Source organism: Pseudomonas sp. SWRI77 (assembly GCF_014269105.1).
In the GTDB taxonomy this organism is placed as follows: domain Bacteria; phylum Pseudomonadota; class Gammaproteobacteria; order Pseudomonadales; family Pseudomonadaceae; genus Aquipseudomonas; species Aquipseudomonas capeferrum.
The window spans coordinates 142,160-159,296 of record NZ_JABWRV010000001.1 but is presented as its reverse complement, the minus strand read 5'-3'; the positions used below and the strand labels follow the sequence as shown (position 1 = coordinate 159,296).

15 protein-coding genes are annotated in these 17,137 nt (G+C 65.3%); 11 read left to right on the top strand and 4 right to left on the bottom strand.

Annotated features, from left to right (window positions below):
• Nucleotides 1-49 precede the first annotated feature (49 nt).
• Nucleotides 50-1,297 (bottom strand): TIGR03862 family flavoprotein, encoded by a 1,248-nt coding sequence (locus HU766_RS00705; RefSeq protein WP_186652639.1) that lies wholly within the window; start codon nt 1,295-1,297, stop codon nt 50-52.
• A 149-nt stretch (nt 1,298-1,446) separates the two neighbouring features.
• On the bottom strand, nt 1,447-2,361 hold the full coding sequence (locus tag HU766_RS00700; RefSeq protein ID WP_186652638.1) for a histone deacetylase: 915 nt from the start codon (nt 2,359-2,361) through the stop codon (nt 1,447-1,449).
• A 191-nt stretch (nt 2,362-2,552) separates the two neighbouring features.
• Between HU766_RS00700 and HU766_RS00695 the strand changes: the two genes are divergently transcribed.
• The 7 genes from HU766_RS00695 to HU766_RS00665 all read left to right on the top strand — a co-directional run bounded on the left by HU766_RS00695 (nt 2,553) and on the right by HU766_RS00665 (nt 8,807).
• Complete coding sequence (locus HU766_RS00695) at nt 2,553-3,122, top strand: GNAT family N-acetyltransferase (protein ID WP_033701678.1); 570 nt, start codon at nt 2,553-2,555, stop codon at nt 3,120-3,122.
• Nucleotides 3,123-3,217: 95 nt separating this feature from the next.
• Nucleotides 3,218-4,087 carry an acyl-CoA thioesterase II gene (tesB, locus tag HU766_RS00690; protein ID WP_033701677.1) on the top strand — a complete coding sequence of 290 codons (870 nt, stop codon included), beginning with the start codon at nt 3,218-3,220 and terminating at the stop codon, nt 4,085-4,087.
• Nucleotides 4,084-4,674: an HAD family hydrolase gene (locus HU766_RS00685; protein WP_033701675.1), complete on the top strand. Its 591-nt coding sequence runs from the start codon at nt 4,084-4,086 to the stop codon at nt 4,672-4,674. The genes tesB and HU766_RS00685 overlap by 4 nt, the downstream gene beginning before the upstream one ends.
• Nucleotides 4,675-4,745: 71 nt before the next feature.
• Entirely contained in the window at nt 4,746-5,756 is a 1,011-nt protein-coding gene (locus tag HU766_RS00680) for an NAD(P)-dependent alcohol dehydrogenase (RefSeq protein ID WP_033701674.1), read from the top strand.
• 182 nt (nt 5,757-5,938) lie between these two features.
• Nucleotides 5,939-6,991 carry an ABC transporter substrate-binding protein gene (locus HU766_RS00675; protein WP_238338544.1) on the top strand — a complete coding sequence of 351 codons (1,053 nt, stop codon included), beginning with the start codon at nt 5,939-5,941 and terminating at the stop codon, nt 6,989-6,991.
• On the top strand, nt 6,988-8,049 hold the full coding sequence (locus HU766_RS00670) for an iron ABC transporter permease (RefSeq protein ID WP_258714173.1): 1,062 nt from the start codon (nt 6,988-6,990) through the stop codon (nt 8,047-8,049). Before HU766_RS00675 ends, HU766_RS00670 begins: the two co-directional genes overlap by 4 nt.
• On the top strand, nt 8,046-8,807 hold the full coding sequence (locus HU766_RS00665; RefSeq protein ID WP_186652636.1) for an ATP-binding cassette domain-containing protein: 762 nt from the start codon (nt 8,046-8,048) through the stop codon (nt 8,805-8,807). The genes HU766_RS00670 and HU766_RS00665 overlap by 4 nt, the downstream gene beginning before the upstream one ends.
• Nucleotides 8,808-8,965: 158 nt before the next feature.
• On the opposite strand, the gene HU766_RS00660 is transcribed toward HU766_RS00665, so the two are convergent.
• Nucleotides 8,966-9,667, bottom strand: a complete 702-nt coding sequence (locus HU766_RS00660; protein ID WP_186652635.1) for a FadR/GntR family transcriptional regulator — start codon at nt 9,665-9,667, stop codon at nt 8,966-8,968.
• A 256-nt stretch (nt 9,668-9,923) separates the two neighbouring features.
• On the opposite strand from HU766_RS00660, the gene HU766_RS00655 reads away from it, so the two are divergent.
• The 3 genes from HU766_RS00655 to gabP all read left to right on the top strand — a co-directional run bounded on the left by HU766_RS00655 (nt 9,924) and on the right by gabP (nt 14,422).
• Nucleotides 9,924-11,276, top strand: coding sequence for an MFS transporter (locus HU766_RS00655; protein WP_186652634.1), 1,353 nt, complete (start codon nt 9,924-9,926; stop codon nt 11,274-11,276).
• 19 nt (nt 11,277-11,295) lie between these two features.
• Nucleotides 11,296-12,651, top strand: coding sequence for a glucarate dehydratase (gene gudD, locus HU766_RS00650; protein ID WP_186652633.1), 1,356 nt, complete (start codon nt 11,296-11,298; stop codon nt 12,649-12,651).
• A gap of 379 nt (nt 12,652-13,030) precedes the next feature.
• Nucleotides 13,031-14,422, top strand: a complete 1,392-nt coding sequence (gene gabP / locus HU766_RS00645) for a GABA permease (protein ID WP_186652632.1) — start codon at nt 13,031-13,033, stop codon at nt 14,420-14,422.
• 111 nt (nt 14,423-14,533) lie between these two features.
• On the opposite strand, the gene HU766_RS00640 is transcribed toward gabP, so the two are convergent.
• Nucleotides 14,534-15,397: a LysR family transcriptional regulator gene (locus tag HU766_RS00640; RefSeq protein WP_186652631.1), complete on the bottom strand. Its 864-nt coding sequence runs from the start codon at nt 15,395-15,397 to the stop codon at nt 14,534-14,536.
• A 176-nt stretch (nt 15,398-15,573) separates the two neighbouring features.
• Between HU766_RS00640 and HU766_RS00635 the strand changes: the two genes are divergently transcribed.
• Nucleotides 15,574-17,121 carry an MFS transporter gene (locus HU766_RS00635; protein ID WP_186652630.1) on the top strand — a complete coding sequence of 516 codons (1,548 nt, stop codon included), beginning with the start codon at nt 15,574-15,576 and terminating at the stop codon, nt 17,119-17,121.
• The last annotated feature ends 16 nt before the right edge of the window (nt 17,122-17,137 follow it).

Here is a 17,137-nt window from a genome sequence, read left to right as displayed (position 1 = left end):
GGCTTGCCCCGCGAACACCGGCGAAGCCGGTGCCAGGCACTGCGTGCCTCTATTCGTGGAACAAGCCCGCCACCCAATCCGCCGCTGCCCGCCCGGCCCGCAACCCACTGGCAAAGCACGCCGTCAGCAGATAACCCCCCGTCGGCGCCTCCCAGTCCAGCATCTCGCCGGCACAGAACACCCCCGGCAGCGCCTTGACCATCAACCCCGCATCCAGCCCCTCGAAGCGCACCCCACCGGCACTGCTGATCGCTTCATCCAGCGGCCTGGCGCGCACCAAGGTAATCGGCAACGCCTTGATCGCCCGAGCCAGCGCTTGCGGATCGGCGAAGGTCGCCTGGTCCGTCAACTCCCGCAACAAGCCTGCCTTGACCCCGTCGATACCCAGCTGGCTGTGCAGGTGCTTGGCCATCGAGCGTGAACCACGCGGCCTGGCCAACGCTTCAGCAATTTTATCCACAGGCCGGTCTGGCAACAGATCCAGTAGCAGCACCCCGCGGCCCTCACGCTTGATGGCCTCGCGCACCGGCGCCGACCAGGCGTACACCAGGCTGCCTTCGACCCCTTGCGCAGTGAGAATGAACTCGCCCTTGCGCGGCAGGCTGCCCGGCACGCTGAGGGCAATGTTCTTCAGCGGTGCGCCGGCAAACTTGTCCTTGAGCAAGGTGCTCCAGCCTTCGACTTCAAACCCACAGTTGCTCGGCTGCAAGGGCGAGATATCCACAGCCCGCTCAGCCAGCAGTGGTTGCCACGCACCGTCTGAACCCAGGCGCGCCCAACTGCCCCCACCCAGCGCAAGCACCACTGCTGCCGCTTTCACCCGTCGTTCACCCTGTGGATAAGCGATCCGCAGGCTGCCATCTTCATGCCAGCCCAGCCAGCGATGGCGGGTGTGGATAACTACGCCGCTGTCGCGCAGGCGCTTGAGCCAGGCGCGCAGCAGCGGGGCGGCTTTCATGTCGCGAGGGAATACCCTGCCCGAGGTGCCGACGAAGGTTTCGATACCCAGGCCGTGAATCCACTGGCGCAGGGCTTGGGCATCGAAGCTGCGCAGCAGGGCGTCGATCTCGCCCTGGCGTTCGGCGTAGCGCGCGACGAAAGCGGGGTAGGGCTCGGAATGGGTGATGTTCATGCCGCCGACACCGGCCAGCAGGAACTTGCGGCCTACCGAGGGCATGGCATCGAACACCTCGACCGCCAAGCCCGCCTGGGCCAGCGCTTCGGCGGCCATCAGGCCGGCGGGGCCGCCACCGATGACGGCGACAAGGGGAGGGGATGAAGGGCGTAGATCGGGCATGGGCGGCGGCAGGCTGTGGAAAAGAGTGCGCATTCTAGCGCAGCCGGCCCTGCGGAAGCACTGGTCAAAAAATGATCAGATCTTTGCAGGGCACGCAGGCAAAGGGCTGCAGCAGCTTTCGCGCAGCTTATCCACAGGCGGTTCCACAGTCATTGTGAACAACTGATGACCTTCGCCGCGCTGTGATGGAGGATGCCATGGCGCCGCGCCAAGGCTGCGCGGTCCTTGCTGTAGCCACCGCCGATCACCCCCACCACCGGGATATCGCGGCCCAGGCAATGGCGCATGACCCTTTCGTCGCGGGCCGCCAGGCCTTCGTCGGTCAGTTGCAGGTAGCCCAGGGCGTCGTCCTTGTGTACATCCACGCCGGCGTCGTACAGCACCAGGTCGGGTTGGTACAGCGGCAGCAGGTAGTTGAGGGCATCGTCCACGACCTTGAGGTAGGCGGTGTCGCCCATGCCGCGGGGCAGGGGGATGTCCCAGTCGCTCTGCGCCTTGCGGGCCGGGAAGTTCTGTTCACAGTGCAGGGACACGGTGATCGCGTCGGGTATGTCCTGGAGGATGCGCGCGGTGCCGTCGCCCTGGTGCACGTCGCAGTCGAAGATCAGCACCCGGTGCACCCGCCCGGCCTCCAGCAGGTAGCGGCTGATCACGGCCAGGTCGTTGAAGATGCAGAAGCCGGCGGGGTGATCGTAATGGGCGTGGTGGGTGCCGCCGGCCAGGTGGCAGGCGATGCCGTGCTCTAGGGCCAATTCGGCGCACAGCAGCGAGCCGCCCACGGCGCGCACGGTGCGCCGGGCCAGCGCCTCGCTCCAGGGCAGGCCGAGGCGGCGCTGGTCCTCGCGGGACAGGTCGCCGTTCATGTAGCGCTCGATGTAACCGCGGTCGTGGGCCAGGGCGAGGATGTCGTTGGGGCAGATCTGCGGGCGCAACAGGTCCTGGTCGCGGGTCAGGCCGCTGTCGACCAGGTGGTCGCGCAGCAGGCGAAACTTGTCCATCGGGAAGCGGTGGTCGGCGGGGAACGCCGGGCTGTAGTCATCGTGGTAGATCAGCGGCAACGGCATGGTGAGTTCGCAATCGGGGCCAGTGCTGATCTTGCCAGTTCTTGGGCGGTCGGTGTTATTGCCTGTGGGCGCTGGCTGGGCCAGGTGCTTCACGGGAGGTGTTTAGCGCCCGTCATACGCCCCTCACTGGGTTAAACCTTCGCCCGCGCCTACGCTGTAAACTGCAAGACAGCAAAACCGGAGCACACCCCATGACCCCCATCCCCCAACTGGAAAGCGCACGGCTGGTGCTGCGCCAATGGCATGACGACGACCTGCGCGAGTTCGCCGCGCTGTGCGCCGACCCTCAGGTGATGCGCTACTTCCCGGCACCGCTGACGCGCCTTGAGGCGGCTGCGCTGATCGGGCGTATCCGTGGCCACTTCAATGAGTACGGGTTCGGCCTGTGGGCGCTGGAGCGCAAGGACAGCGGCGCGTTCATCGGCATGACCGGGCTGTTGCACGTCAGCTTCGATGCCGACTTTGCGCCTGCAGTGGAAATCGGCTGGCGCCTGGCGCGGCGCCACTGGGGCCTGGGCTTTGCCAGCGAGGCCGCCTGGACGTGCCTGCGTTGTGCCTTTGCCCAATTGCGCCTGGATGAGGTGGTGTCGTTCACTAGCGAGAGCAACTTGCCCTCGCAAAAGGTCATGCAGGCCGTTGGCATGCTGCAAGACCCGAGCGGCAGTTTCGAACACCCGCGCCTGCCGGCCGGCCACCCGTTGCGCCCGCATGTGCTGTACCGCATCGACCGTGCACACTGGGAGCAGACCCTGCGTGGCTGAATGGATGGCCATGCGCGGTGCGAATGACAAACCCTGTATCATTTGCCTTCATGAAAGTGCTGTAGAGCCGTGATGCCTTGCTAGGAGAACCCCCGATGAGTCATGTGTTGGACGACCTGGTCGACCTGTTGAGCCTCGAGTCCATCGAGGAGAACCTGTTCCGTGGACGCAGCCAGGACCTGGGCTTCCGCCAGCTGTACGGCGGGCAGGTGCTGGGCCAGTCATTGTCGGCGGCCAGCCAGACGGTCGAGGACGCGCGCCACGTGCATTCGTTGCACGGCTACTTCCTGCGCCCTGGCGATGCCAGCCTGCCGGTGGTCTATTCGGTAGACCGGGTACGTGACGGTGGCAGCTTCAGCACCCGGCGGGTGACCGCGATTCAGAAGGGCCACACCATCTTCACCTGCAGCGCGTCGTTCCAGTACGACGAAGAGGGCTTTGAGCACCAGGCGCAGATGCCGGATGTGGTCGGCCCGGAAAACCTGCCCAGCGAAGTCGAACTGGCCAGTGCCATGGCCGAGCACCTGCCCGAACGCATCCGCGACAAGGTGTTGTGCGCCAAGCCGATCGAAATCCGCCCGGTCACAGAACGCGACCCGTTCAACCCCAAGCCGGGTGACCCGGTGAAGTACGCCTGGTTCCGTGCCGACGGCAACCTGCCGGACGTGCCAGCGCTGCACAAGTACCTGCTGGCCTATGCCTCTGACTTCGGCCTGCTGACCACCGCGCTGCTGCCCCATGGCAAATCGGTGTGGCAGCGCGACATGCAGATCGCCAGCCTCGATCATTCGCTGTGGTTCCATGGCAACCTGCGTGCAGACGAGTGGTTGCTGTACGCCACCGACAGCCCTTGGGCCGGCAATGCCCGCGGCTTCTGCCGGGGCAGTATCTTCAACCAGGCCGGGCAGCTGGTGGCATCGTCGTGCCAGGAAGGCCTCATTCGTCATCGCAAGGACTGGGCATGAACCTGAGCGAAGTGCGTAACTGGGTGTTCGACATGGACGGCACCCTGACCGTGGCGGTGCACGATTTTGCGGCAATCCGCGAAGCGCTGGAGATCCCGGCCGAGCACGACATCCTGACCCACCTGGCGGCGTTGCCGGCGGCGCAAGCGGCGGCCAAGCACGCCTGGCTGCTGGAGCATGAACGCGACCTGGCGCTGGCCTCGACGGCAGCGACGGGCGCGGTGGAACTGGTGCGCGAGCTGGCCGAGCGCGGCTGTCGGCTGGCGATCCTGACCCGCAATGCCCGCGAGCTTGCGCATGTCACGCTAGAGGCCATCGGCCTGGCTGACTGCTTCGCGGTGGAGCATATTCTTGGCCGTGACGAGGCCGCGCCCAAGCCTAGCCCGGACGGCCTTTTGAAAATTGCCGGGGCGTGGGGCGTGGCGCCCCGCGAGCTGGTGATGGTCGGTGACTACCGCTTCGACCTGGATTGCGGGCGCGCGGCCGGGGCGCGGACCATACTGGTCAACCTGCCGGACAACCCGTGGCCGCAATTGACCGATTGGCATGCGGCGGATTGCCGGGCGTTGCGGGTGATGCTCGGCTGATCGTTGGTGTTGGCAAGCTGCCTGCACTGGCTATGCTGAACCGAAATTTTTCCCTTGATGGAGACCCAGCCATGAGCAGCAAGGCCATCTACGTCCAACCTGGCGGCGGCTACGCCAACGTCCAGGTCGGCACCTGCGAGGCGCTTGCGCCACAGGCCGGCGAAATCACCGTGCGTTTGCACGCCAGTTCCCTCAACTACCACGACTTCGCCGTGGTCAGCGGCATGTGGGGGCCGAGCGAGCGGCGCATTCCCATGGCCGACGGTGCCGGTGAAGTGACGGCGGTGGGGGCCGGCGTCAGCGAATTCCAGGTGGGTGACAACGTTGTCAGCACCTTCTTCCCCGACTGGCTCGACGGCCAGGCCAATGTCGAAGGGTTTGCCCGGGTGCCCGGTGATGGCCTGGATGGCTACGCCCGTGCGCAGGTCACCGCGCGTGCCACGTCCTTTACCCTGGCGCCCAAGGGTTACAGCCACGCCGAAGCGGCCACGCTGACCACCGCAGGCCTTACCGCCTGGCGTGCCTTGATGAGCGACGACCACCTCAAACCCGGCGATACCGTGCTGGTGCAGGGTACCGGCGGGGTGTCGATATTCGCCTTGCAGTTCGCCAAGCTGGCGGGTGCGACGGTGATCGCCACGTCGTCCAGCGATGCCAAGCTCGAGCGCCTCAAGGCCCTGGGCGCCGACCACCTGATCAACTACAAGAGCACCCCGGCCTGGGGCGAGAAGGTGCGTGAGCTTACCGGCAATCGCGGTGTCGACCATGTGATCGAAGTCGGCGGCCCGGCGACCCTGGAGCAATCGATGATTGCCGCGCGTATCGGCGGGCATGTGTCGTTGATCGGTATCCTTACCGGGGTGGCAGGGCAGTTGCCGCTGGTGCAGGCGCTGGTGCGGCAGATCCGCTTGCAGGGCGTGCTGGTCGGCAGCCGGGCTCAGCAGCAGGCAATGGTGCGGGCGATCGATGCCAATGGCTTGCGGCCGGTGGTGGACAAACACTTCGAGCTGGAGCAGATCGTCGATGCCTTCCGCTATCAGGAGAGCAACAAGCATTTCGGCAAGATCTGCCTGACCTGGTAGTTGCTGCGCCGACAAGGCGTTTGTAACGAGCGACCTACAACCCGATACATTCCCGCACATGGGTAGCACCAGGCGGCTGGCTAGAATGCCCCGCTTCTGATGCGACTGATTCTCTTGAAGAGGATGCCCCCATGTGCGTACTTCCCCGCCTCTGGCAGCGCTTGCTGCCTTTTCTGTTGTCGATGGCGTTCATCCAGACCGCCAGTGCCGTGCAAGCCACCGATGTGCTGGGGCGCAAGGTCGAGCTCGACCATGCGCCCCAGCACATCGTGCTCGGCGAGGGCCGGTTGTTCTTCGCCCTGGCACTGCTCGACCGCGACAACCCCTTCCAGCGCGTGGTGGGTTGGCAGAACGACATGCGCCTGCTCGACCCCCACACCTATGCGGTGTATGCGCAAAAGTACCCGCAGATCACCCAGTTGCCGCTGATCGGCCAGGCCACCGAGCAAAGCGTCAGCGCTGAACAGATTCTCGCGCTCAAGCCCGACCTGGCGATCTTCAGCATTGCCGGCGAGGGCCCGACCCAGCACAGCCCGGTGGCAGACCTGCTGGCCAAAGCCGGCGTACCGGTGCTGTTCATCGACTTTCGTGTACACCCCATCCGCAATACCCGGGTCAGCATGCAAGCGCTGGGCACGCTGCTCGGTCGCGAGGCCCGGGCCCAGCAATACCTCAGCCTGTATGACCGCCACCTGAAGCGGGTGACCGAGGGCGTGGCCGGCCTGCCGGACAACGCGCGGCCCAAGGTCTTCCTCGAACTGTTGGCCGGGGTCTGGCAGGCGCCTGGGCACACCACCGGCAAGAGCGGCCTGGGCAGCGTGGTCGAGGCCGTGGGCGGGCATAATATTGGTGCCGATGTGGTGCCGGGCGCGCTCGGCGATGTGAGCGTCGAATACGTGCTGCAGGCCGACCCAGATGTGTATATCGCCACCGGCAACCGCGCACCCGGCGTGCTAATGGGGGCTGGGGTGTCGCTCGATACCGCGCGCCAGAGCCTGGCCAAGATCGCCGCACGGCCGGAATTCGCGCCACTGCGGCCAATCCAGGCGGGCCAGGCGCATGGCCTGTGGCATGACTTCTACAATTCGCCGTTCAACATCCTCGCCATCGAAGCCATGGCCCGCTGGGTACACCCCGAGCGCTTCGAGGGCCTCGACCCGCAGGCGACCCTGGCCGAGATCAACCAGCTGCTCAAGGTCGGCCTGGACGGCCAGTACTGGGTCGACGCCAAGTGACTGCACTGGCTCAGGATGGCGCCGCACTGGCCGCCTGGCACTATCGCCGGCTGCTGTGGCGGCGCGGGTTGCTGGTAGCGGGGCTGGCGCTGGTGCTGCTGGTGTCGGTGCTGGGCGACCTGGCCAGTGGCGCCTCGGGCATGAGCCTGGGGCGTTTGCTGCAGGGCATTTTCGAGCCGACCACGCTCAGTGCCACCGAGCGGGTGATCATCTGGAACGTGCGCCTGCCGTACGCGTTGATGGCGGTACTGGTGGGGGCGGCGCTGTCGCTGGCCGGTGCCGAGATGCAGGCGATCCTCGACAACCCGCTGGCCAGCCCCTTCACCCTGGGGGTGTCGTCGTCTGCTGCGCTGGGCGCTTCGCTGGCGATTGCCTACCCGCTCGGGGTTGCCTGGCTGGCGCCGAGCGCCCAGGTGACAGTGATGGCGTTTGCCTTCGCCTGCCTGTCGGTGGTGCTGCTGCAGATGATGTCGCGCTTGCGCGGTGCCGGTGTGCAGAGCCTGGTGCTGTTTGGCATCGCCTTGGTGTTCAGTTGCAACGCGCTGGTGTCGCTGCTGCAATTGCTGGCCACCGAAGACGTGTTGCAGCAACTGGTGTTCTGGACGTTGGGCAGCCTGGCGCGGGCCGACTGGCACAAGCTTGGCCTGTTGGCTCTGGTGCTGGCGGTGCTGCTGCCGTTTTCGCTGCGCGCCGCGCCAGCGATGACCTTGCTGCGTATGGGCGAGGACCGCGCGCGCAGCTTTGGTGTGGACACCCGGCGCCTGCGCCTGGCCTCGTTGCTGCGCATCAGCCTGCTGTCGGCCACTGCGGTGGCGTTTGTCGGCACCATTGGCTTCGTCGGCCTGGTCGGGCCGCACATCGCGCGTTTGCTGGTGGGTGAGGACCAGCGGTTTCTGTTGCCGGCCAGTGCGCTGGTGGGCGCACTGATGCTGTCGTTGTCGTCGCTCGCCAGCAAGCTGCTGCTCCCTGGCGTGATCGTGCCGGTGGGCATCGTCACGGCCCTGGTGGGTGTGCCGGTGTTCGTGGTGCTGGTGTTTCGACGGGGGAGAAGCCTGTGAGCCTGTCGATCGATCATCTTTGCGTTGCCTACAGCGCACGGCAGATTCTGCATGGGGTGACGCTGCCTGCGTTGCCGGCGGGTAGCCTGGTGGCGCTGGTCGGCCCCAACGGCGCGGGCAAGTCCACACTGCTGCGGGCCTTGGCCGGGCTGGAGCGAATGCAGGGCACACTGCGCCTGGATGGCCAGGATGTGACGCGGCTGGGCTTTGCCGAGCGCGCCCGGCGCCTGGCCTACATGCCGCAACAGCTGCCGCCGGGGCTTGCCTTGGGCGTGCTGGAAAGCATCGTTGCGGCGTTGCGTGTCGGCGGCAGTGACGACCTGCTCGGCCATGCCTTTGAGGCGCTGCGGCAGTTGGGCATCGAGGGCCTGGCCGAGCGCTCGCTCGACAGCCTGTCGGGTGGCCAGCGGCAGTTGGTGGCGCTGGCGCAGTTGCTGGCGCGCAATCCGCAGGTACTGCTGCTGGATGAGCCGACCAGTGCGCTGGACCTGCACTACCAGTTGCGGGTGATGGGCGCGGTGCGTGAGCGGGTAGTGGCGCATCGGCTGCTGGCGGTGGCGGTGCTGCATGACATCAACCTGGCGGCCAGCCAGGCCGATTGCCTGGTGGTGTTGCGCGAGGGCCGGGTGGTCGCCTGTGGGGCGCCTGCGGATGTGCTGAAACCGGCGATGCTGGCCGAGGTGTATGGGGTCGAGGCGAGGGTCGAGCAGTGCTCGCAGGGGCGCTTGCAGGTGTTGGTGGATCGGGCGCTGGCCTGATGCCCGGCCTGCGGTTTGTAGGAGCGGCCTTGCGTCGCGAAAGGGCTGCGAAGCGGCCCCGGCAATCTCTGCTGTGACATAGAACCTGGGGCTGCTGCGCACCCCTTTCGCGACGCAAGGCCGCTCCTACAAAGGCCCGCAAGGTGGTTTCCACAAGGTCATTCGGGCAGCAATCTGTCGCGGCTGTTGGACAGGTGCAGGCACATCGCCGCCCGCGCGGCATCCGGATCCTGGCGGCGGATGGCATTGAGAATCGCCTCATGCTCCAGGTTGGCCAGGTACGCATGCCGGGCCAACCTGGCCCCGGCACGTTCGGCCAGGGCCATGCGGTTACGTGGGATCAGGCCGCTGCCAAGCTGCACCATCATTTCGCTGAAATACAGGTTGCCGGTGGCCTCGGCGATCAACAGGTGGAAGCGCCGGTCAGCCTCGATGCAACTGTCGCCGGCGGCCGCCAGGTCTTGATAGTCGTCCAGCGCCTGGCGCATGCGTGCCACGTGCCCGTCGTTGCGACGCACCGCGGCGAGGGCGGCGGCCTGGCCTTCGAGGCCGATGCGCAGCTCCAGCAGGTCGCGCACGCTGGCGGCGTTTTCTGCGCCAACGCGCAGGCCTGCCTGGCGCTGGCGCTCGATCACGAATGTACCGATACCGTGGCGGGGCTCCACCAGCCCTGAGGCCTGCAACTTCGACAAGGCTTCGCGCACCACAGTGCGGCTGACCCCATGCTCGCGCACCAGGGTGTTTTCCGAGGGCAACTTGTCGCCGGGTTTGAACGTGCCCAGCAAAATCTGCTGGGTCAGGCTGGAAACCAGGTCGTGGGCGCGGCTGTGGCCGCGAACACGGGTGGGGGCTGTGTCCATGGTGGGCTCGGTGTTATCGGTTGGCTTGTACGACAAGTTAATTCATAAAAATAATTTTTGCTGGTTTTTAGTCTGATGAAGCCAGCGCTGTGCGCAGTTGTTTTTGAAAGATCGCAGCATTTTCTCATTATGGCAGCTTGTATTTTGCCTTTTTGGCGACTTTATCGATCTTGTCGTACAACTTCGCGAAGCCTATGCTCCCCCCACTGTCATGTCAGACAACCCGCATAAAAACAACTAGTGGGAGACCCGCAAAGTGAACGACACCCTCGCTCCGCCTGCCTGCAATGGCGGCGACACACTGGCCAGCGCCGTGGCCAAGGTCAAACGCCATGTGCTGCCGCTGTTCGTCATCATGTTCATCGTCAACTACCTCGACCGCGTCAACATCGGCTTCGTCCGCCCCCACCTTGAAAGCGACCTGGGCATCAGTGCGGCGGCCTATGGGTTTGGCGCCGGGCTGTTCTTCATCGGCTATGCACTGTTCGAAGTGCCCTCCAACATGCTGCTGCAGCGTGTCGGCGCTCGGCTGTGGCTGACCCGCATCATGTTCACCTGGGGGCTGGTGGCCACGGCCATGGCCTTCGTCCAGACCGAAACCCAGTTCTATGTGCTGCGGTTTCTGCTGGGCGTTGCCGAGGCCGGCTTCTTCCCCGGGGTGATCTACTACTTCACCCGCTGGTTGCCAGGCGCCGAGCGCGGCAAGGCGATTGCCATCTTCCTCAGCGGTTCGGCGCTGGCCTCGCTGATCTCCGGCCCGCTGGCCGGCGCATTGATGCAGATTCAGGGGCTGGGCTTGCACGGCTGGCAGTGGATGCTGTTCATCGAAGGCATGGCGTCGGTGACGCTGTGCTTCTTCGTATTCTTCTGGCTCGACTCCAAACCGCAGGATGCCAAGTGGTTGAGCCAGGCCGAGCAGGCGGCGCTGGTGCAGGCCATCGACAGCGAGCAACGTCAGCGTGAGGCAGTCGGCGCGGTCAAGCTTTCTGCCTGGAGCCTGCTCAAGGATCGCCAGATCGTGCTGTTCTGCCTGATCTACTTCTGCATCCAGTTGACCATCTATGCCGCGACCTTCTGGTTGCCGAGCATCATCAAGCGCATGGGCGACCTCAGCGACCTGCAAGTCGGCTTTTTCAACTCGATCCCCTGGCTGATCTCGATTCTGGCCATGTACGCCTTCGCTTCCGGTTCCAGCCGCTGGAAGTTCCAGCAGGCCTGGGTGGCCGCCGCGTTGGTGATCGCCGCCATCGGCATGTTCATGTCCACCACCGGTGGCCCGGTGTTCGCCTTCGTCGCCATCTGTTTTGCCGCCATCGGGTTCAAGTCGGCCTCATCACTGTTCTGGCCGATCCCCCAGGGCTACCTGGACGCCCGCATCGCGGCGGCCGTGATCGCGCTGATCAACTCGGTCGGCAACCTCGGCGGCTTCGTCGCGCCCACCACCTTCGGCCTGCTCGAACAACAGACCGGCTCGATACAGGGCGGCCTGTACGCCTTGGCGGTGACGTCGGTGCTGGCGGCGATCGCCGTGTTCTTCGTCCGCACCCGCCCCAAGGGCACCCCTTCCGATGAGTTCAAGGCGCCTTCGGCCCTGGGCCAGACCCACTGATGACTGCGAGATAAAAACCATGAACATGCAGACGACACCCGCCGTGCACTCCGCCACCCTCGTGGTCACCGACCTGCGCGTGATCCCGGTGGCCGGCCACGACAGCATGCTGCTCAACCTCAGTGGCGCCCATGGCCCGTACTTCACCCGCAACGTGGTGGTGCTGCGCGACAGCGCGGGCAACACCGGCCTGGGCGAAGTGCCGGGTGGCGAGATGATCCGCCAGACCCTGGAAGACGCCCGCAGCCTGGTAGTCGGTCAGCCCATTGGCCATTACCAGCGCGTGCTCAATGCCATGCGCCAGGCGTTCGCCAACCGCGATGCCGGCGGCCGCGGGTTACAGACCTTCGACCTGCGCATCGCTGTGCACGCGGTCACTGCCGTCGAGTCGGCCTTGCTCGACTTGCTCGGCCAGCACTTGCACGTGCCCATGGCCGCACTGCTGGGTGAAGGGCAGCAACGTGAAGCGGTGAAGATGCTGGGTTACCTGTTCTACATCGGCGACCGCCAGCAGACCGACCTGGCCTACCGCGCCGAGGCCGATGCTGACAATGACTGGTTCCGCCTGCGCCATGAGCCGGCGCTGACGCCCGAAGCCGTCGTGCGCCTGGCCGAAGCCGCCCGCCAGCGCTATGGCTTCAGCGACTTCAAGCTCAAAGGTGGCGTACTGCGCGGCGAGGAAGAAATGGAAGCGGTGACCGCCCTGGCCGAGCGCTTCCCCGATGCACGCATCACCCTCGACCCGAACGGCGCCTGGTCACTCAAAGAGGCCATTGCCCTGTGCCGTGACAAGCACGACGTGCTGGCCTATGCCGAAGACCCTTGCGGTGCCGAGAACGGTTACTCGGGCCGTGAGGTGATGGCCGAGTTCCGCCGCGCCACTGGGTTGCCCACCGCCACCAACATGATCGCCACCGACTGGCGGCAGATGGGCCATGCGATCCAGTTGCAGTCCGTGGACATCCCCCTGGCCGACCCGCACTTCTGGACCTTGCAGGGCTCGGTACGGGTGGCGCAGATGTGCCATGACTGGGGGCTGACCTGGGGCTCGCACTCCAACAACCATTTCGATATCTCGCTGGCCATGTTCACTCAGGTGGCCGCAGCGGCGCCGGGCGAGATCACCGCCATCGATACCCACTGGATCTGGCAGGACGGCCAACGCCTGACGCGTGAGCCGCTGCGCATCGTCGATGGCCAGGTGCGCGTGCCTGCGCGGCCGGGGCTAGGGGTGGAGATCGATGAGGACCAGTTGGCCAAGGCGCATGAGTGCTACTGCAACATGGGGCTCGGCGCGCGCGATGACAGCGTGGCGATGCAGTTTCTGATACCGGGCTGGCGCTTCGACAACAAGCGGCCTTGCCTGGTGCGCTGAGTCACGGCGGTTCGTTACCCCGATAAACCCGCTCCCGCTTGGGAGCGGGTTTTTTCATGCTTGGCCGATACACACCCAAATGAAAAGCGATAGCGCCAGACGGCCGGATGGCGCGTTTGGACATGCCAATCGCGACATCTGACGGGAATGGAAAAGCGTTGTCGTGATCGCACACCTGCGGGACGTTCTCGTGTAATTTTCCTACGCCTTACGGGGCTTAAATGAACCCCGAATTCTACTGATGTGTTGCTCTGAAAGCGTGCAGAAGGCCAACAACAGCGCGTGAGCGACGTGTCATTTCAATGGCCTCTCAAGGAGATACTGTTCGCCTACGCCTGCCCCCGTCCTTCCTTGTGTCAGCAAAAAGAGAACAAGATCAATGAACACCGTGGGATCTGATGGCAACCTTGCACAAGGTTTCAAGCCACGTCATGTAACGATGTTGTCCATCGCGGGCATCATCGGTGCGGGACTTTTCGTAGGCTCCGGGCACGCGATCGCTGCGGCCGGGCCAGCCACCATAATTTCATACTTCGTGGCCGGTACCTTGGTGGTACTGGTCATGCGCATGCTCGGCGAGATGGCCGTAGCGCACCCTGACACCGGATCGTTCTCCACCTACGCTGACCAGGCCATCGGCCGCTGGGCTGGCTACACCATCGGCTGGTTGTACTGGTGGTTCTGGGTGTTGGTGATCCCCATCGAGGCACTGGCGGCAGGGCATGTGCTGAACGCCTGGTTCCCGCAGGTGGACAGCTGGATCTTCGCCCTGGCTTCGGTGCTGCTGCTGGCGGGCACCAACCTGTTCAGCGTGGCCAAGTACGGTGAGTTCGAATTCTGGTTCGCGATTCTCAAGGTCACGGCGATCCTTGGCTTCATCGGCCTGGGCTTCGCGGCGCTGATGGGCTGGTTGCCAAACCGTGAAGTCAGCGGGTTGAGCGGGTTGATCGCCGAGCACGGTGGCTTCGCGCCCAAGGGCTGGTCAGCGGTCATCGGCGCGTTCATTACCGTGATGTTCAGCTTCATCGGTACCGAGGCTGTGACCATCGCCGCCTCCGAGTCCAGCGACCCTTCACGCAACATCGCCAAGGCCACGCGTTCGGTGATCTGGCGGATCAGTACCTTCTACATCCTGTCGATCTTCGTGATCATCTCGGTGGTGCCGTGGAACGATCCACAGCTGGCGGTGGTGGGCTCCTACCAGCGTGCGCTGGAGATCATGAACATCCCCAACGCGGCCTTCATGGTCGACCTGGTGGTGCTGGTGGCGGTGACCAGCTGCATGAACTCGTCGATCTACATTGCTTCGCGGATGATGTATTCGCTGGCCAAGCGCGGTGATGCACCGGCCTTCCTGAACAAAACTTCGAAAGTCGGCGTGCCGCGCTCTGCGGTGTTCGGCAGTACCTTGATCGGCGCGGCCATTGCTGTGCTCAATTACTTCGCGCCCAAGGGCGTGTTCGAGTTCCTGCTGGCCAGCTCCGGCGCCATCGCCTTGCTGGTGTACCTGGTCATCGCCATCTCCCAGTTGCGCATGCGCCGCCGGCTGGAGCGCGAGAACACCGAGCTGAAGTTCCGCATGTGGCTGTTCCCGTGGTTGACCTGGGCCGTGATCATCTTCATCGCGGCGGCGCTGGCGGTGATGATGTACACGCCTGAGCACCGGGTGGAAGTGAGCTCGACACTGGGCTTGGCGATTGTGATTTCCTTCTTGGGGATCGTCACTTCGCGGGGGCATGCGCAGGTGGTGGCGGCGCGGTCGGTGGGGTGATGGAGTGGTGGGGGCAGGTGCTTGGCTTGGGTTTTGTAGTGGCGCTCGATCTCACAGGCGCTGAAAATGCCGAGGCGAACACTGACGCCCCACCACCCTTCAAACAGCCAATCAGCGGCGCACCCTTTCGATATACCTGACCACCGCTGGCGCCTTCTCGAAACGCCGATGAATCAGGCTCAGCCACGAACTGGCCTGGCAATCGGCAATGCGTCGGTAATTCACCTGCGCCAAGCTGATGCGCTGCACCACCGACTCCGGCACCACGGCTATGCCCTGGCCCAACGACACCAACGTGATCACCGCCACCAGGCTACCGGGTTGCGGGCCCAGTCGCGGGACAAAACCCCCTTGTGCCGCCACTTCCAGCGTGCCGGAAATCTGCTCGGGCAGGATGAAGGTTTCACCGGCCAGGCGTGCCGCCGGGATCTGTGGCAGCTCGTTGATCCGTGAGCTGGCGGGCAGGGCGAGGACAAAACCTTCCTGGTGCAGGCCGATGGCTTGCAGCGTGTCAGGCAGCTCCATGGGCGAACGCACGTAGGCGAGGTCGAGCAGGCCGTCGCTGACCCTGTCGGGCAGCTCGGCCATGGGCAGTTCGCGGATGTTCAGGCGCACGCCGGGGTGGCTTTCGCTGAAGCCGATCACTTGCCGCTGCAGCATGCCCGAATAGGCAGCAGAGGCCACATAGCCCAACTCGATGCTGCCACTCTCGCCTCGGCCCGCACGCTGCGCACCCAGTTGCGCCGCGTCGAACTGGCGTACGGCCTGTTCGGCTTCGATCAGCAAGGCTTGGCCGGCGGCGGTGAGGTTGACCTCGCGCTGGCTGCGTTCGAACAGGCGTACGCCCAGCTCGCGTTCCATGTCCTGGATCTGCCGGCTGAGGGTGGGCGGGGCGATGCCCAGCTGTTCCGCAGCCCGGGTGAAATGGCCATGTTGGGCGACGCAGAGGAAGTAGCGGAAATGGCGGATTTCCATGCGGTGTTACCTGCAAGCTAATGACGCGGGCCTTGGCGGCTAACAAGCCTCGGGGCTGACGGCGTTAAGGTGAGGACAACACTACAAGGCTGGTGGCGTGGCGGCAAAGGTATCGGCAGTTGCCGGTGACACAGCAAGGGGCCCCATGACAACCAGCCCGCTTCTGGAGCCTTGCCATGCCCATCACCGCTTCCCCGCGCTTCACCTTGCTCACCGCCTCGCTGGTCTGTGCGCTGATCATCCTCGACACCAACATCGTTGCCGTCAGCCTGCCCAGTATCGCCCGTGACTTGTCCGGCTCGTTTGCCGACATCGAATGGGTGGTCAGCGCATATCTGCTGGCCTTCGCCGCGTGCCTGCTGCCCGCCGGCAGCCTGGCCGACCGCTTCGGCCGGCGGCGCATGCTGCTTATCGGCCTGGCCGTGTTTGGTGCCGCTTCGCTGGCCTGTGGCGCCGCCCCCACCCTGATGTTCCTTGACCTGGCCAGGGCCGCCAAGGGCATCGGCGCGGCCATGCTACTGACAGCCGCCCTCGCGGCCATCGGCCATCGCTTCCACGAACCCCAGCAACGCCTGAGCGCCTGGGCCTTCTGGGGCGCCTGCATGGGCGCCACCATCACCTTCGCACCCCTGCTCGGCGGGGTGATTGCCAGCACCCTGGGCTGGCGCTGGATCTTCTACATCAACCTGCCGCTGGTGGTGGTGCTGGCAGTGATGGTGCTGCGCAGCGTCGAGCCCTCGCGCGACAGCGCCGCAGCACGCCTCGACCCGTGGGGTAGCCTGACGTTCGCCGGCAGCCTGGGTTACCTGATCTGGGCCATGATCGACGCCAACCAGGTCGGCTGGGGCAGCGCCCAGACCCTGGGGCGGATGCTGATCAGCGCGTTCCTGTTCGGCCTGTTCATCATGGTCGAGCGCAGCCAGGCGCGGCCGATGATCGACTTGCGGCTGATGCGCAGCGGGCGCTTCGTCGGTGCCTTGCTGGGCATGTTCGCCTACGCCGCCTGCGCCCAGGTGATGATGACCCTGTTGCCGCTGTACCTGCAGAACGGCCTGCAACTGTCGGCCCTGGCGGCCGGTGCGGGCATGCTGCCATTCGCCGTGGCCATGTTGCTGACCCCGCGGCTGGGCATGCGCCTGGCTGCGCACTTGAGCCCGGCGCAGGTGTTCACCCTTGGCCTGGTGCTGGTGGGGGTGGGCAACCTGCTGTGTGCCTGGGCCGCAGGCTACGGCGGCTACACCGCCTTTGCCCTGGCCAGCCTGGTGCTGGGCGCGGGCGCAGGCCTGCTCAATGGCGATACGCAGAAGAACATTATGGCCTGCGTGCCGCGTGAGCGCACCGGCATGGCTTCCGGGCTGAGCACTACCACGCGGTTCGGCGCGATTGTGCTGGCCATCGGTGTGCTTGGGGGTGTACTGGCTACCCGTAGCGGGCAATTGCTCTACGACTCGATGGCCGCCGTGGCGCCCGCGCAGCTGGGCCAGGTTGCCGTGATGGCCACGCGGGTTGCGGCGGGCGACTTGCAGGCGGCGTTGGCCGTGCTTGAGCCCTGCTTGCGGGAGGCGGTGGCCCCCTTGGCCCGCCAGGCGTTCATGGGTGGGTTCGAGGCAGTGTTGCAGGCCGCAGGTGTGGCGGCGCTGCTGTTCGCGGTATTGGTCGGCGCGTTGCTGAGCCGGCCACTGCCCGCCCTGCAGGAAGCGCTGGTGGCGGACGGGCAGTTATAGGGCCGGCGGCTTTTGC

Bases quoted from the DNA above. Each gene is read 5' to 3' on its own strand.
- HU766_RS00705 (WP_186652639.1), bottom strand. From the start codon at position 1,297: ATGCCCGATCTACGCCCTTCATCCCCTCCCCTTGTCGCCGTCATCGGT.
- HU766_RS00700 (WP_186652638.1), bottom strand. From the start codon at position 2,361: ATGCCGTTGCCGCTGATCTACCACGATGACTACAGCCCGGCGTTCCCC.
- HU766_RS00695 (WP_033701678.1), top strand. From the start codon at position 2,553: ATGACCCCCATCCCCCAACTGGAAAGCGCACGGCTGGTGCTGCGCCAA.
- tesB (WP_033701677.1), top strand. From the start codon at position 3,218: ATGAGTCATGTGTTGGACGACCTGGTCGACCTGTTGAGCCTCGAGTCC.
- HU766_RS00685 (WP_033701675.1), top strand. From the start codon at position 4,084: ATGAACCTGAGCGAAGTGCGTAACTGGGTGTTCGACATGGACGGCACC.
- HU766_RS00680 (WP_033701674.1), top strand. From the start codon at position 4,746: ATGAGCAGCAAGGCCATCTACGTCCAACCTGGCGGCGGCTACGCCAAC.
- HU766_RS00675 (WP_238338544.1), top strand. From the start codon at position 5,939: ATGGCGTTCATCCAGACCGCCAGTGCCGTGCAAGCCACCGATGTGCTG.
- HU766_RS00660 (WP_186652635.1), bottom strand. From the start codon at position 9,667: ATGGACACAGCCCCCACCCGTGTTCGCGGCCACAGCCGCGCCCACGAC.
- gudD (WP_186652633.1), top strand. From the start codon at position 11,296: ATGAACATGCAGACGACACCCGCCGTGCACTCCGCCACCCTCGTGGTC.
- gabP (WP_186652632.1), top strand. From the start codon at position 13,031: ATGAACACCGTGGGATCTGATGGCAACCTTGCACAAGGTTTCAAGCCA.
- HU766_RS00640 (WP_186652631.1), bottom strand. From the start codon at position 15,397: ATGGAAATCCGCCATTTCCGCTACTTCCTCTGCGTCGCCCAACATGGC.
- HU766_RS00635 (WP_186652630.1), top strand. From the start codon at position 15,574: ATGCCCATCACCGCTTCCCCGCGCTTCACCTTGCTCACCGCCTCGCTG.